This is a genomic window from Streptosporangium sp. NPDC049078, assembly GCF_040648855.1.
Classification (GTDB): domain Bacteria; phylum Actinomycetota; class Actinomycetes; order Streptosporangiales; family Streptosporangiaceae; genus Streptosporangium.
In genome coordinates this window covers 363,356-376,861 of the sequence record NZ_JBEZEL010000003.1, presented here as the reverse complement: position 1 = coordinate 376,861, position 13,506 = coordinate 363,356, and the positions used below count along the sequence as shown (strand labels likewise).

8 protein-coding genes and 2 tRNA genes are annotated in these 13,506 nt (G+C 70.2%); 8 read left to right on the top strand and 2 right to left on the bottom strand.

Features of this window, described 5'->3' with window-relative positions:
• Nucleotides 1-32: 32 nt before the first annotated feature.
• The 8 genes from AB0B90_RS06725 to AB0B90_RS06690 all read left to right on the top strand — a co-directional run bounded on the left by AB0B90_RS06725 (nucleotide 33) and on the right by AB0B90_RS06690 (nucleotide 9,739).
• Entirely contained in the window at nucleotides 33-1,454 is a 1,422-nt protein-coding gene (locus AB0B90_RS06725) for a hypothetical protein (protein ID WP_362921208.1), read from the top strand.
• A 148-nt stretch (nucleotides 1,455-1,602) separates the two neighbouring features.
• Nucleotides 1,603-1,675 (top strand) — tRNA-Lys (locus AB0B90_RS06720).
• 17 nt (nucleotides 1,676-1,692) lie between these two features.
• Nucleotides 1,693-1,769 (top strand) — tRNA-Gln (locus tag AB0B90_RS06715).
• Between the two features lie 741 nt (nucleotides 1,770-2,510).
• Nucleotides 2,511-2,945 (top strand): CU044_2847 family protein, encoded by a 435-nt coding sequence (locus tag AB0B90_RS06710; protein ID WP_362921342.1) that lies wholly within the window; start codon nucleotides 2,511-2,513, stop codon nucleotides 2,943-2,945.
• Nucleotides 2,942-3,877, top strand: a complete 936-nt coding sequence (locus tag AB0B90_RS06705) for an AAA family ATPase (RefSeq protein WP_362905031.1) — start codon at nucleotides 2,942-2,944, stop codon at nucleotides 3,875-3,877. Before AB0B90_RS06710 ends, AB0B90_RS06705 begins: the two co-directional genes overlap by 4 nt.
• Nucleotides 3,874-5,634: a hypothetical protein gene (locus tag AB0B90_RS06700; RefSeq protein WP_362921206.1), complete on the top strand. Its 1,761-nt coding sequence runs from the start codon at nucleotides 3,874-3,876 to the stop codon at nucleotides 5,632-5,634. Before AB0B90_RS06705 ends, AB0B90_RS06700 begins: the two co-directional genes overlap by 4 nt.
• Before the next feature lie 5 nt (nucleotides 5,635-5,639).
• Nucleotides 5,640-6,938, top strand: a complete 1,299-nt coding sequence (locus AB0B90_RS06695; protein WP_362921341.1) for a CHAT domain-containing protein — start codon at nucleotides 5,640-5,642, stop codon at nucleotides 6,936-6,938.
• Nucleotides 6,935-9,739: a hypothetical protein gene (locus AB0B90_RS06690; protein WP_362921204.1), complete on the top strand. Its 2,805-nt coding sequence runs from the start codon at nucleotides 6,935-6,937 to the stop codon at nucleotides 9,737-9,739. The genes AB0B90_RS06695 and AB0B90_RS06690 overlap by 4 nt, the downstream gene beginning before the upstream one ends.
• Before the next feature lie 145 nt (nucleotides 9,740-9,884).
• On the opposite strand, the gene AB0B90_RS06685 is transcribed toward AB0B90_RS06690, so the two are convergent.
• The gene (locus AB0B90_RS06685; RefSeq protein WP_362921202.1) at nucleotides 9,885-11,558 is read right to left on the bottom strand and encodes a hypothetical protein; all 1,674 of its coding nucleotides are present in this window, start codon (nucleotides 11,556-11,558) and stop codon (nucleotides 9,885-9,887) included.
• A 14-nt stretch (nucleotides 11,559-11,572) separates the two neighbouring features.
• Nucleotides 11,573-13,495 carry a hypothetical protein gene (locus AB0B90_RS06680; protein ID WP_362921200.1) on the bottom strand — a complete coding sequence of 641 codons (1,923 nt, stop codon included), beginning with the start codon at nucleotides 13,493-13,495 and terminating at the stop codon, nucleotides 11,573-11,575.
• Nucleotides 13,496-13,506: the final 11 nt, after the last annotated feature.

The window sequence follows — 13,506 nt, the reverse complement described above, 5'->3', positions numbered from 1 at the left end:
GCCGAGGCGGACCAGCCGGGATCATGACTTCCATGACGTTCCACGACGACAAGGACAGAAGCCGATCCCGTCAGGAGATCCTCGCCGAGTTGCACGACTCGCTGGATCGGCGGTACCGGCCCGAGGACGTCGCCGATCTGGTGCTGCGAGCACTGGACGGGCAACTGTCGCGGCGCGAGCGTACGGTGTTGGAGCGCGCGGCCAGGTACTCCTCCCGTCGCGCGGACCGGTTCTCCTCGATGTCCACCGATTACGCGAGGCCGGTGGGCGGTGCCCGGCAGGTCGCGGCGGCGAGCCGTCTGTTCGAGCGGTCGGTGGAGGTCGACCCCGACGTTCCCGAGTCGCTGCTGGAGTTCGCGGCGAACATGGGACGCGAGATCCGGTGGACGCCGGACCGCGGTGACTTCCTGGCCGACCGGCTCAACCGGGACGCCCGGGAGGCCGCGGGCATGGACCTGTCCAAGCGGCAGTACAACCGCCGGTTCAGGGTCCTGCGCCGGGTCGCCGCCAAGGCGGGCACGCTGGGTACCGAGCAGGCCAAGCGGCGTCTGCTCATGGTGGGCGTCACGGGATTCGGCGCGGACATCCCACTGGAGCGGTTCGTCTCCGACGCCGACGCCGCGTGCTTCGTGGCGTACTACACCGCGCGCCGCAAAACGCGCCGGAAGTTCAGCCTGTCCGGGCGGGACAACCCGTTCGACGAGATCGCGTCGATGCTGCTCGACCGGTGCGCGGACCGGAACGACTGGTGGATGATCGCCCAGGTACGCACGACTCCCGACATCCTTGGACGCCTGACCGACGAGGAGCGCGGACGGCTGCTGGGCCAGTGGTCGGCCGTCATGCGACACAGCGCCGACGTGCTACGCGCCCGCTGGAACCCCGGCACCGACCGCACCACGATGATCGTACGGCGCGGGCACGACTCCACCACGTGGAACAATCTGGCGGTCGCCTACAACGCGGCCCGGGCCGGCTGGTTGGCCTGCCTGACGTCGCTGGACGCGTTGGAACTGCTGGAAGTGGCCTGTCCGGGCAAGGTGATGCGCCTGATGGCCGCCGATCTGGCCGCCTGGCATCGCGAGACCGGCGGCGACGTCGATCCCGACACCGCGGTGTGGGCGGCGCTGCCGCTGCCCTGGGAGGTGCTGGACGGCACCGCGGCCTGCCCGCGGGTCACCGTGGAGGCGGCCTGCCGTACGGCCGGGCTGGACCCGGAGCGGACGGGGTGGACCGCGCCCGCGGCTCGACGTGGCGTCGCGGTGTTTCGGCCGACGCCCGAACTGGTGCACGGGGTGACCGTCGCAGATCCGGTGTGGGCGGCCCTGCTGCGGCGTGCCGGGGTGTTCAGCGGCAAGGGCGTGAAGCCTGAACTGGCCGCCGACGCCCGCCACGGGCTGGCCTCCGGAGTCGTGGTCGGTGATCTGCCCGCCGCGGACCTCCCGGAGAAATAGGCCGGCCACCCCGCCGAGGGTCAGCGCCGGCGCCACCGGGCTTCGGATCGGGTGAGCGCCGGTGCGAGCCCGTCGGCGCCACCGATATGCCGGTATGCCGGTATTTCGGTGGCGTCCGCCGGGTGGCAGCGGGCACACTGGGGTGCGGCCCGCTGTAGCTCAGTGGTAGAGCGCCTGGCTCTTCATCCGGGTGGACGCCGGTTCGAGCCCGGCCGGCGGTGCCGTACACGATGGATGCGCCTCGTGGTAGCTCAGTGGTAGAGCGCCCGGCTCTGGGACCGGGTGGACGCCGGTTCGAGCCCGGCCGACGAGGCCTTCCACCGAACGCTCCGGGCACCGATCGTGTCGCCCCCTCCACCGGACAGAGGTCGCCTCCGGCGAAGTGGTGGACGAGCGGGTCTTCACGCGATCCCCACCGCCGAGACCGGACCTCTTCTCGCAGGTGAGCCAGGAGCCGACCGGGTCCCCTCCTTACCGGGCACCGTGGAAACACGGGTCGAACCTCACGGCACCACTCGACGAATGACAGATCCTGCCGCGAAAGAACAGGACTCCAAAAAGGCGGATCCGGCCGGGTCGGGCTTTCCCGTCGCACATCCGCCGAATCGAGGCGGCCTTTCCGGCCGCGCGTCGACGGCGCCTTCCCGAGATTTCCGGTCATACGGCGACGAGGCGGTGGCGACTTTCCGGTCACGCGTCGGCGCAGGACCGGAGATGGACGCCGGACCGCCGTTCCCCCTCCCTTCAGCACCGAACCAGAATTAGAATGATATTTCATACCATTCCACCTAAATCCCCTCACAGATCTTCGCGACCTCGCACTGACACGGCTTCACATCGGCGACCCTCCGGCACGCGCGAGGGCCGCGAAACGCGGCCGGTCCACCGGATCCGACCACGCCGGGAACGTCGACTCCCCGAGGGAGCGAGCACCTCCACGACCTGCGACGACACAAAAGCCCTGCCCTCACCCGCCGGAGTCGAGACATCTCATCCGAAGGACCGACGGCGGGAGAATCAACCGAGCCGTATTCCAAAGAAAGCACATCAGTGGATATGGTGACGCACGCCGGTATCTACGGCAGAATCAGTGACCTGTCAGGCGGCACAACGAACAACATCGATCTCCTGCGAGGTTTCATGGTTGTGGTGGCGGCTCCTAATGCCTCCGGTCACGGGGTCATCAACATAGAGCTCGACGAATTCGAGACGAACGACCACGCCTCGATCTACGACGACGACACCCGGGGGGCACTGGAAAAGCCCTTGGAAATCAGCCGCCACCTGTTCAGCGAGGCACTTCAGATGGTGGCGAACTGCGCCTACGAGGCGCGCAACCAGATCGAGGCCATGGAGGAGAAGGCCCGTCCCGACGAGTTCGAGATGCAGCTCGCCGTGAAGGTCGACGGCAAGGTCGGCGCGAAGATCGTGGAGTTGAGCTCGGGGGCACAGATCATGGTGACGCTGCGCTGGAGGAAGCCGGCTCCATGACCAAGGTGCGGATTCTGCCCTACAGCCACGTCGTCGGACAGGCCGACCTGCTCCGATGCCTGGAGCTCGCCTTCGTCGCCCCGGGCATCGGCGGTGTGCTGCTCAGCGGCGAGCGCGGCACGGCGAAGTCGACCACGGTGCGGTCCTTCAGCCTGATGGCCTACGGCGAGCTTCCGGTCACGCTGCCCATCAACGCCACCGAAGACCGCGTGCTGGGCGGCTGGAGCATCGACGCGCTGATGACGGGCAGGACCGAGCGGCAGCCGGGCCTGCTGGAGGCCGCCGACAAACAGGGCCTCCTCTACATCGACGAGGTCAACCTCCTCGACGACCACCTGGTCAACATCATCCTGGACGTCACCTCGACCAACGTGCTCGTGGTCCACCGGGAAGGGCTCGACCGGCCGACGATCCCCGTCAGGTTCACCCTGGTCGGCACCATGAACCCGGAGGAGGGGTGGTTGCGCCCGCAGCTTCTCGACCGGTTCGGCCTGCTGGTGCCCGTGAGTGCCGAGACGGCGGCCGAGCAGCGGCACGAGATCCTCCGCACGGTCCTGCGGTTCGAGGAGGAGATCACCAAGTCGGACTCCTCGTGGCTGGAGAACGGCGCCAGACAGGATCGGGAGATAAGAAAGCGGCTCAACCGTGCCAGGGCGAGGGTGGGAGAGGTGAAGATGCCGGACGAGATCCTCGGCCTCTGCTCCCGGATCTCGGCGAAGTTCGAGGTGGCCGGACACCGCGGCGAGAAGGTGATGGCACTCGCCGCCAGAGCGCGAGCGGCGCTGGACGGGCACGGCACCGTCACGTCCGACGACGTCCGCGCCGTCGCCGAGTTCGCCCTCGCGCACCGCCTTCCCGAGGCGGTGTACGGAGAGTCGATCAAGTGGACCGCCAAGGAGCGAGACCAGCTGGACACGATCATCTTGGGGTGACCATGGCCATGCCGACCGCGTCGCGAGTGAGGTACGCCCTGGCGTGCGCCGCGCTCGATCCACGGCTTCGCGGGGTGCTCCTGTTCGACCTTGAGCCCGCCCTGCTGCTCGACATCGGGCAGTGGCTCGGCTCACTCCTCGGAAACCCCCACCCGTACGTGCTGGGAGCGTCGGCCGTCGCGGACAGCGCGTGGATCGGCCTGTCCTCCGGGCCCACGTTCGGCGTCTCCCCCGGTCCCCTGGTCGACAGGCCCGATGCTCCTCCTCTCACCGTCCTCGTCTCCGATCTCGCGAAGCTCTCGCTCACCGGGCAGCGGGCCGCGCTCACCCTCCTGGACACCGACGTGGCCCACCTGGAGCGCGAAGGGCTCGGCGTGACCTGGGCACCGCGAAGCCGGTGGGTGGCCGTCTGCGCCCGCGCCGACATCGGCCGGATCCCTCCGCATCTGCTCGACCGCTTCCCGCTGCGCATCGACGCCTCAGGACTCTCCGCGGACCTGGCCCCCCCGTCGGAGGAGTGGCGTCGCGCGCTGGCCGGGGGCCGACCGGCGACCGTACCCGACGAGGTGGTCACAGGAATCGTCGGCCGTACCGCGACAGGCACGGCCGGTGCGCGCCGAGACCTCGCCCTCGCCAGGATCGGCCGGGCGCTGGCGACCCTCGACGGCCGTGCGCGGACCACGGACGCCGACGTCGAGCGAGCGGTGTCACTCCTGCGTCTCCCTCCACCACGCGGCCGGGGTCCCGGCGACGACTCCGGCCCCGGCGGTGGCGTTCAGGAAGGGGACGCCCTCGTGGGAGGCGGAGGGGCCGAACGGCGGCGCGACAGGGAGGAGCGGTCCCCGCGGGCGCGAACGGACGGGTTCGACGTCGTCTCCCCGGCTCCCGCCGAGCCGCTCGCTCCGGGCCCCGCCCCGCCCGCCGACCTCGGCGGCCCCTACCCGGAGGACGACATCGAGCCGGAACGGGACCCGGGGTCGCTTCGCTCCCAGGCGACGCGGCACTCCTCCTCACGGCCGAGCCACGGCAGGTCCATCGGATCGCGCCCCGGCGCCTTCGGCGACCTGGCGATCGTCGCCACCATCCTCGGCGCCGCTCCCCTGCAGGCCCGGCGGTGCGAGGATCACTACTCACGCCCCCCGCACCCCCTGCACCTGATCCCGCCGGATCTGAGGGTCCATCGCCGAGGCGCCGACCCGGCCAGGCTCCTCGTCCTCGTCCTCGACCACACGTGCAGGGCGGGCTGGAACTGGCTCGACGCCCTCGCCCCCTATCTGCAGTGGGCCTACACCGGCAGGGCGGCCGTCTGTGTGATCGAGGTCGGCGCCGCGGGCGTCGCCAACGAACTCCGCGCCCAGCGGTTCAGCGCGTCCAGCCTGCTCGACCCGCGGGTCGTACGGGCCCTGGAACGGCCCGTCGGCCGCTGCACCCCGCTCGCGCACGGGCTCGACCTCGCCGTCGAGACGTTGCGCCACCGGCTCCACCTGGGGAGGGTGCCCGCCGACGACGTGCTGCTCGTCATCGTCACCGACGGGCGCGGCAACATCCCGTTGCGCGCGAGCGCGACGGGTGAGCTGCCCGATCTCGTCGGCAGGGAGGGAGTGGAGGACGCGCTGGCGATGGCACGAGAACTGAGCAGGATGAAACGGATCCACGCCGTCGTCCTCGATCCCGGGCCCCGGCCGGGCGCCACCCTGACCCGCGCGCTGGCCGAGGCCTGCGGTGCCCGGCTCCAGCACGGCGGTGAACCCCGGTGAGCGGCATGCCGAACGGGCTGCGCAGGGCACTGATCAACGGCGGACGTCCCTTCAACCCGCACGCCGCCGGACCGGCGCGTCCGCGGCCCCCCGGGGATCCCGGGGCGGCGGAGGCACCGGCCGTCGCCCCGGGGGCGGAGGTCTCCACGACGACCGTCCTTCCCTCCACCCCCGTCGACCCGACCGCCGGTCTGCCGCCCAGGACCGCCCGCCTGAACGTGTGGCGGGAGAGCGGCACCGGCAGGGAGAGTTACGGGCTCGCGGGGATCTGCTGCTGCGGCATCGCGCTCACCTACCAGAGACAGCCGCAGCAGGTGAGGCCTCCCAAGCTCGCCCTGGGAGACCTCATCCGTCGCGGCAGCGGCGGGGAGTCTCCGGTCGAGACGTTCTGGCGCCTCAGAAGCTGGTCCAAGGACGCGAGCGAGGGTCTCAAAGGCTTCATCTCCGCGATCCGCCGGGCGCACGGCGACGACGTACGCATGATCATCGAGGATTTCACGGGCTACGACCTCCCCTGGGAGTTGCTGCGGCACCGTGACAGGGGCCTGGCCGGTGAGTGGCTGGGCGCGCTGTTCCCGATCGCGCGCTCGGTGGGGACACCGCCCGCCGCGGTGACCGACTGCACCGGAGAGATCCTCGCCTACGTCGCTCCCGACATGTCCGACGACCGTGCCCTGCTGGATCGATTCCGGACGACCACCACGGACGTCACCCTCAAGGACCTGCTGAATCTCCTGGACGCGGAGGGCGACCCCGTCTCTCTGGTCTACGTGGCCTGCCACGGAAGATACGGGAACGCCGACAAGCCCTCCTCGGGAGCCGAGATCAAACTCCTCGAGGGCTCTCGCGACTCGAAGCGCGGGATCAGTCTCCGCCAGGTCCACGCGCGCGACCTGCTCCGCCTGGAACGAGCCGGTGGGCTCGTCTTCCTCAACGCCTGCCACTCCGCCAGGGAGAGGGTCGATCCCGACCTCGACAACACCGTCCTGCGCAGCTTCGCCAGGGTCTTCCTCGACGCCGGGGCCTCCGGGTTCATCGGGACCATGGGAGAGGTCGGCCTGAAACACGGGTACGACCTGGCGAAGGGCCTGCTCGACGCGCTCTCCGAGAACCCGGGGACGCCCGTCGCCGTGGCCCTGCGCGACCATCGGAGAAGAGTGTCGGCCTCGATCGGGGACGACCTCGACGAGGACGACAAGGAGGCCGTCGGGAAGCTGCTCCCGTTCTTCTACGCCTTCATGTACGCGTACTTCGGAAGCCCGGAGACCACCCTGAGGCCGACGCCACGCGAGGAGACCCGGTGAGTCCGCCCACCATCCAACTGGAGCCGCTGGTCAGCTGGCCCCGGACCATGACGGTGGGCCAGGAGTATCTGGTCACGGTGGACCTCAGGCTCGCGCGTCCCGGAGACGAGTGGCCGTACAGGGAGGAGGAGTTCGTCTTCAGCTGCATGCTCGACGGCGGGGAGCGGGTCGCCGTCGAGTCGGTGGACGACATCTCGGTGATCCTTCACCGGTTCGGTGGCACGTACGGGCCCGCCAGGTTCGTCGTGACCGCGCGGGGAGAGGCCGGAGACCACAGGCTCCGGCTCAGCCTCAGCACCCAGAGGGGCGCCACCGTGAGGACCGACATGCTGCCCGTGCGCATCACCGCGCTCCCGCCCGGGGAGGACCGCCGGGTCGATCTCCAGTCGACACCCGGGATTCCCCTGCCCGGAGACCGGACGAGGCGGGAGAGGACCTGGATCGCCGCGATCCATCGGGGAGACGATCCCAGGCCGGTGGGCGCCGGAGTCCTCGTCGGCGAGAACCGGCTGCTCACCTGCGCCCATCTCGTCGCCCACGCCGGCCACCGCTCCACGGAACGGTTGTGGGTGACCTTTCCCCGGGCGAACACGCCGACGCGTCGCTACGGCGCCTCGGTGGTCTCGGCGGGGACCTCGGTCGCGCCGTCGGCGACGTCTCCGGGCGGCCCCGCGTTCCTGCTGCTCGCGGAGCGCCCTTCAGCGGAGGTGGTCTCGGCGCCCCTACGGCTGGAGGAGGCGGACGACCTGGTGGGGCGGCGGTGGCTGGTGGAGGGGCCGGTCGACGTCGAGGGCCGGAGTGTGATCGTCAAAGGGATGATGGATCCCGCTTACGCCCACGGGAACGTCACGCTCACCGCCGACCCGGGCCATCGGCTGGATCCCCGCCTCAGCGGCGCCCCGGTGTGGTCGCCGGGCTACGCGGCCGTCGTCGGAATGGTCACCTCCGCCGACGACCTCGGCGGCGGGGTGGCGATCACGATGCGCGAGGTGAACAGACTGCTTCCCGGACAGCTGCCCGAGGCGCCCGGCAGCAGACCGGGCGGTCCGGACCGGATGAACGGCCCGAACCTCTGGGGACGCCCCGCTCTCGTGCCTGACCCCGTCACGTCGTACCCCGGTACCGGTGCCTCGCCACCTGTCGGCATCGATTTCCTGGACGAAGCCGCCTACCTGATGGATGAGATGGACGCGCGTCCCGCTCCCGTGCCGCCGAAGCGGGCAGACGTGATCTTCGCCATCGAGATGTCCGGGAGGCACGAGACGGTCCAGCGACGCAGGCAACTCGCCGCGGACATCATCGAACGGCTCGCGGTCACCTACCCCGGCGAGGTGAACGTCGCGGTCGTCGGCTACACCTACCACGACTACAAGCGCCGCGGCGACGGGCGCCGGCCGGTGGTCACCGGCTCCTGGCTGGAACCCGCGGAGGACGCCCTGGAGTCACTGGCGCAGCTGGAGTCGACGTCGGAGGTCTTCCCCGGGGCGGCTCCCCTGGAGGACGCGCTGCACTACATCGACGAGCGCCTTCCCCCCGATGAGCAGGACCGGCCCGTCGTCCTGCTGGTGCTGGCGGGGCAACCGCCCCACCCGGCGAGGGCGAGCCGAGACGCCGCGCTTCCCTGCCCGAACCGCTACGACCACCGGAAACTGACCGATCGGCTCGCCGAGCGCGGGGTGCGTCTCATGGCCGTCACCGACGCCCCACCCGGCCGGGTGTCCCCGCACCTGCGAAGGATCGGCGCCGACCACTCCGTGGAACTGCGGCGGGCCGACCCCGCCGCCCTCGTGGACGCGATGGCCATACGAAATGTCGCGTCCGCCGGGAGCCCCGTGCTCACGCGCGTGACCGCGGCCGGGCGCGACCTGGCAACCGACCCCGAACACATCGTGCGCCGCATCGGGTTGCTGGGCGCCGTGGGCAGCGGCAAGTCGGCCTTTCTCGGCGCGCTCAGCGTGGCGGTCCTGCGCCAGGACTCCGGCCTGTCGGTGCTGGGTGCCGACAGCGCGGCGGCCGCTCGGCTCGTCGAACTCACCGACGCCCTCGTGCGGGAACGCAGGTTCCCGCCGGCGAGCACCGACCTGGACGACGCGGAGGTGACGATCCGGACGAGCCGGTTGTCCCGGGGCTTCATGGGAATGGGGCGCCGTGAGACCGGCGTCGTCCTCCACCTCGGCTCCATGACCACCTCAGGCAGGCCGCGCGAGGACATGGCACGATGGCTCGCCGCCTGTGACGATCTGATCTATCTCTTCGACCCCCTCCGCGAATCCGGGTGGGACGACGCCACCGGCTTCTTCCTGAGGACGCTGCCGAAGCTCGGCCTGCCTCTCGACGAGACCGGTCGCCTGCCGCACCGTCTCGCGGTCTGCGTGACCAAGTTCGACGACTACAGGGTGCTGGAGACGGCCAACCGGCTGAGACTGCTCACGACCGACCCCGAGGACCCCTTCCGGTTTCCCCGGGTGGTCGGCGAGGACGCCGAGGAGTTGTTCACGCAGTTGTGCGGGTTGTCGGACGTGTACCCCGGCATGTTTCCCAACGTCCTCGGTCGTCTGTTCCACGAAAACCGGACCAGATACTTCGTGACCTCGTCGATCGGCTTCTATCTCGATCCCAGGAAGAGGCTTTTCGACATGGAGGACTACCAGAACATCGTTCTGGCAACCCCCGGACCCGAGGGCGGCCAACCGGCCTCCTCCACCGAATCCGGTGCCCACCCCGCCGGCGAGGTCCGGGTACGCGGCGAGGTGCATCCGATCGACGTGGAGAAGCCCTTCCTCTGGCTGGCGCAGCCGTGAGGCGGAGCGCTCCGGGGTCCTTCTCTCCCCGGTCCGAGGCCGGAGGCGTGCGCGGTAGGTGATCCGAGGCGGCGCGGGAGCGTGCTGCTTCCGTGACAGGGGAACGTGCGTGCGCGACGGATCGGGATCCTCCGGGATGTCACCGCTAGAGCTGGAATTTCTCGAAGGTCTTCGACGTGATGCCCCCCTGGACGAGGAGATCGCGGAAGACGAGCTGCGCGAGCAGTTGGCGGGCGGGGGCGTCGCACAGCAGCGCGAGCGCGGCGAGCCGCGGCACCGGCAACACCTCGGTATGAGAGGTGAAGGCCTCCCGTAACTCGTCGGAGTCGATGGACGAGCCGTAGTCGGCCACCAGCAGGACGAGACATCTCTCGAACCGACTGTCCGCGTCGGTCCCCTCAAGCCGCTCGATCGCGGCCCTGAGACGTGCGCGGCCCCGCAACGTCGTGCCGATGCCGGCCCGCTGTGAGGGCTTGGCGCAGCGGGCCGCGAGTTCCGAGCACACCAGCCGTACGACGGAGGTGTCGATCGGCTCCCGTTCTCCCGCCTCGACCAGTTTCTCGACGGAGAGCGACGCGAGGGCCGGCGCGGACCGGCGCGGGTCGAGGCGGCCGGCGAGCCGCACCGTGACGGCCGGATCGGCCACCGGCATCCGGGACAGCGCGGTCAGGAGCCGCGCGGGAACCGGATCCACGTCCCTGAGGATCTGCTCAAGCCCGTCCACGGTGAGCTTGGGCCCGTAGGCCACGCTCAGCACCAGGTCGTAGAGATGCTCCTGGACCGACGGGACCAGGACGGGACTCCTGGCCAGGAGGCGGCGGTCGCTCACGATGTTGCGGCGGCGACGCACGCCGCCGTTCACGGCGGCCGAACCCCGCAGCGCGTCGAGCCTGGCCAGGTGGTCGGGGATCAGGCCGACCCGCCCTTCCTCGATGCTGTCGGCGCAGGCGATCAGCAGGTCGTCGATCGACGTGTGGGAGGGTTCGCCACCGGACTCGACGATCGAAGGGACGACCTCCAGGTCCTCCGTGGAGAACCTCCGCTGCCCGGTGTCGCGGGCGAACCGCGCGATCAGCCCGGCGAGTCCCTTCTCCATCCCGCTCGCCAGCATCTCGTGGTAGCGGTGGGCGACGGGATGGCTCTCGGGAACGCTCACCTCCTGCTTCCAGGCGATGGTGAGCGCGTTCTCAGAGGGGTGATCGGCGAAGAACAGCCTGCTCCGGTGACCGGTCGCGAGGGGAGCCCACGTCGAGGCGATCAGTTTGGTCCTGAAGCCGTACGGGAGCAGCGCGGCCACCGTGTCCAGGAACCTGAGCCGGTCGAGCAGCGACACTCCGCCGCCTTCGACGACGCAGACCTTTTTCCCGGTGAGCAGGAGGGCCGCCGCGCCGATGACGGTCTGGTCCACGGCCTCGGCGGTGACCTCGGCGTCAAGTGCCGGCGGGTCGATGACGAGTGGACCGCCGTCCGGCGGTCTCTGATCTTTCAGCGCCCGGTAGAGCCGTTCGTAGGAGACGGGGCCGAAGGCGGCCTGCGCGTAGGGCACGCAGAAGCAGCGGGTGACCGCTATCTCCCGGCCCAACCCGTCGAACGTGCCGGACCACTCCTGGACGGCGAGGAAGATGTGCGCGTCCTCGGCGGCGCCGGCCCAGGCGATCGTCACCTGGGGGAGCTGCCTGGGGGTCGTCATCGCGTACCGCTCGACGAGCTCGGAGAAGCCGGAGCGGGGGATCCGTCCCTGACCGCAGGACAGGACCTCGGGCAGGCCCTTGCTTCCGGGGGACATGCCCCACAGCGCCCACTCGACGGTTATCGGCATGGCCGGCCTCCCACTCAGAAGTCCGGGAAGAGCAGGAAGAGCTCCACGAGTGCGATGATCATGAGCGCGACGATCACGGAGTACAGGGTGAAGGGGGGCACGGCATACTCGGCCCTTTTGCCTCGGCGTCCGCGCCCGAACCACTGCCTCCGCTCCTTCCTCGGCGGATCGGCCGCGATCAGGTGGCCCACACCCGACTCGGATTCGAGCAGCGACCTCTCGATCTCCTCGATGACCTTGCGGTCGAGTCCCGAATCGCGCACGAGGTTGATGGCGGACTTCTTCAGGGCGTCTCCCGCGCCCTTGCCGAACAGGAACGCCGCGGTGGCGAACAGCGGCGCCGACTGCCAGCCCGAGGAACGGACAACCTCCTCGAACTGCTTGGGGCCGAACTCCTGCCCGTAGGCCGCCCTCAGCAAGCGGTAGAGCCTCTCGAACCGGACCTGGTCTCCGGCCGGATGAAGCCCGCTGATCGCGTCGGCGAGATAACCGTGCTCGCGCAGGGCCTCGGCGATCTGGTGGTCCTCGGCATCGCCGCCCCCCCGCCTCACGAGCTCGTCACAGGCGATCTCCATCACCCGCATGTCGTAGGGCTGCCGTGCGGCCATCGCGACCAGGTCCCTGGTCTGCAATGGCCTGAGTATCTCCTCCAGCTCCTCCCTGCCCTGGTCGTGCGCCGTTTTCATGGAGGCGACCGGATCGGGAGAGGGCCTGTGGACGATCGCCGTCGTCGACACCCTGACCGGCGGGGCCACCTCCCGGACGACCTCGTCCGCCCGCGGCGCGGACGGGGCCGGCGGACCGTGTCCGGCCATCTGGACCACCGCGAGCAGGTAGGCCCGCAGTTCCTCGGGCAGACCGTCCTTCGGCGGCAGCAGCCGGCGGTCCCTGATGATTTTCTGGTACAGGGCCCGCTCGTCGTCCGAGATCGCCACCCCTCGGCTTGAGACAACGTCGCCCAACCTTTCGAGGACATCCCTGATCTCGGCCGTCCCGCCGCGTTCGAGGACGTCGGCGCACTCGGTCAGCAGCCCTTCCACCGAGTCCTGAGCGCGCGGGGACACGGGCGGGGGCATGAGTGCGGGCGGGGAGGGTCTGAACCCCCGCAGGAGGTCCAGCGCACGGGCCCTGCCGTTCTTGCCGAACGTGAGCGGTTCGGTCCGCGAGGCGAGCCAGCCGACCAGATCGGCGTCCGGATCGTGACGCGCCAGCAGGGTGAGGTAACGGTACGCGTCCTCCTCCCGATCGGGGATCTCCGCCGGCCGTCCCCAGACGACCGGGTATGTCCCTGCCGGGACGTGCTGGGTGAACGCGAGCCTGATCTTGTGGTCGGCGGTGCTGCTCGCCCAGGTCGACGCCGTCAGCCTCGCGCGCATGCCGTACGGGAGCAGCGCGGCCACCGTGTCGAGGAATCGCAGACGCTCGATCATCGGAACGGCCTCGCCACCCACGACGCAGACGTGCTGACCGGTCATGAGCAGCGCGGCCGCGTAGATGGCCGTCCGGTCGATCCTCGCCGCGACCGCGCCGGAGTCGAGCTCGGGAACGGAGACGACAAGTTGCCTCTCCGTGGGCAGCAAGACCCCCCCGAGGGCCTGGTGGAGATCTTCGTAGGACACGGGGAAGGCGGGCTGGGCGATGTGGGCGTACGGCAGGCAGAAGTAGTGGGTGCGGGCGATCCTGCGGTGCCGCCTGTCCTCCTCGTCCGACCAGCTCTGGATGGCGAGGACCAGGTGCGCGTCGTCCCCGCTGCCCACCCATGCGATCACGACCTGGGGCAGCTCCTCGGGAGTGCCGATCGTGTAGACGGTCCTGATGTCCTCGAAGTCGTCACGGCTGAGCAGCCCCTGGCTGCAGGCGAGGATCCGGTAGTCGTCACCGCTGCCGGGGGGCTTTCCCCCGACCGCCCATTCGAACGGCAGTCGCACCGTGCTCATCGGCCAGTCCT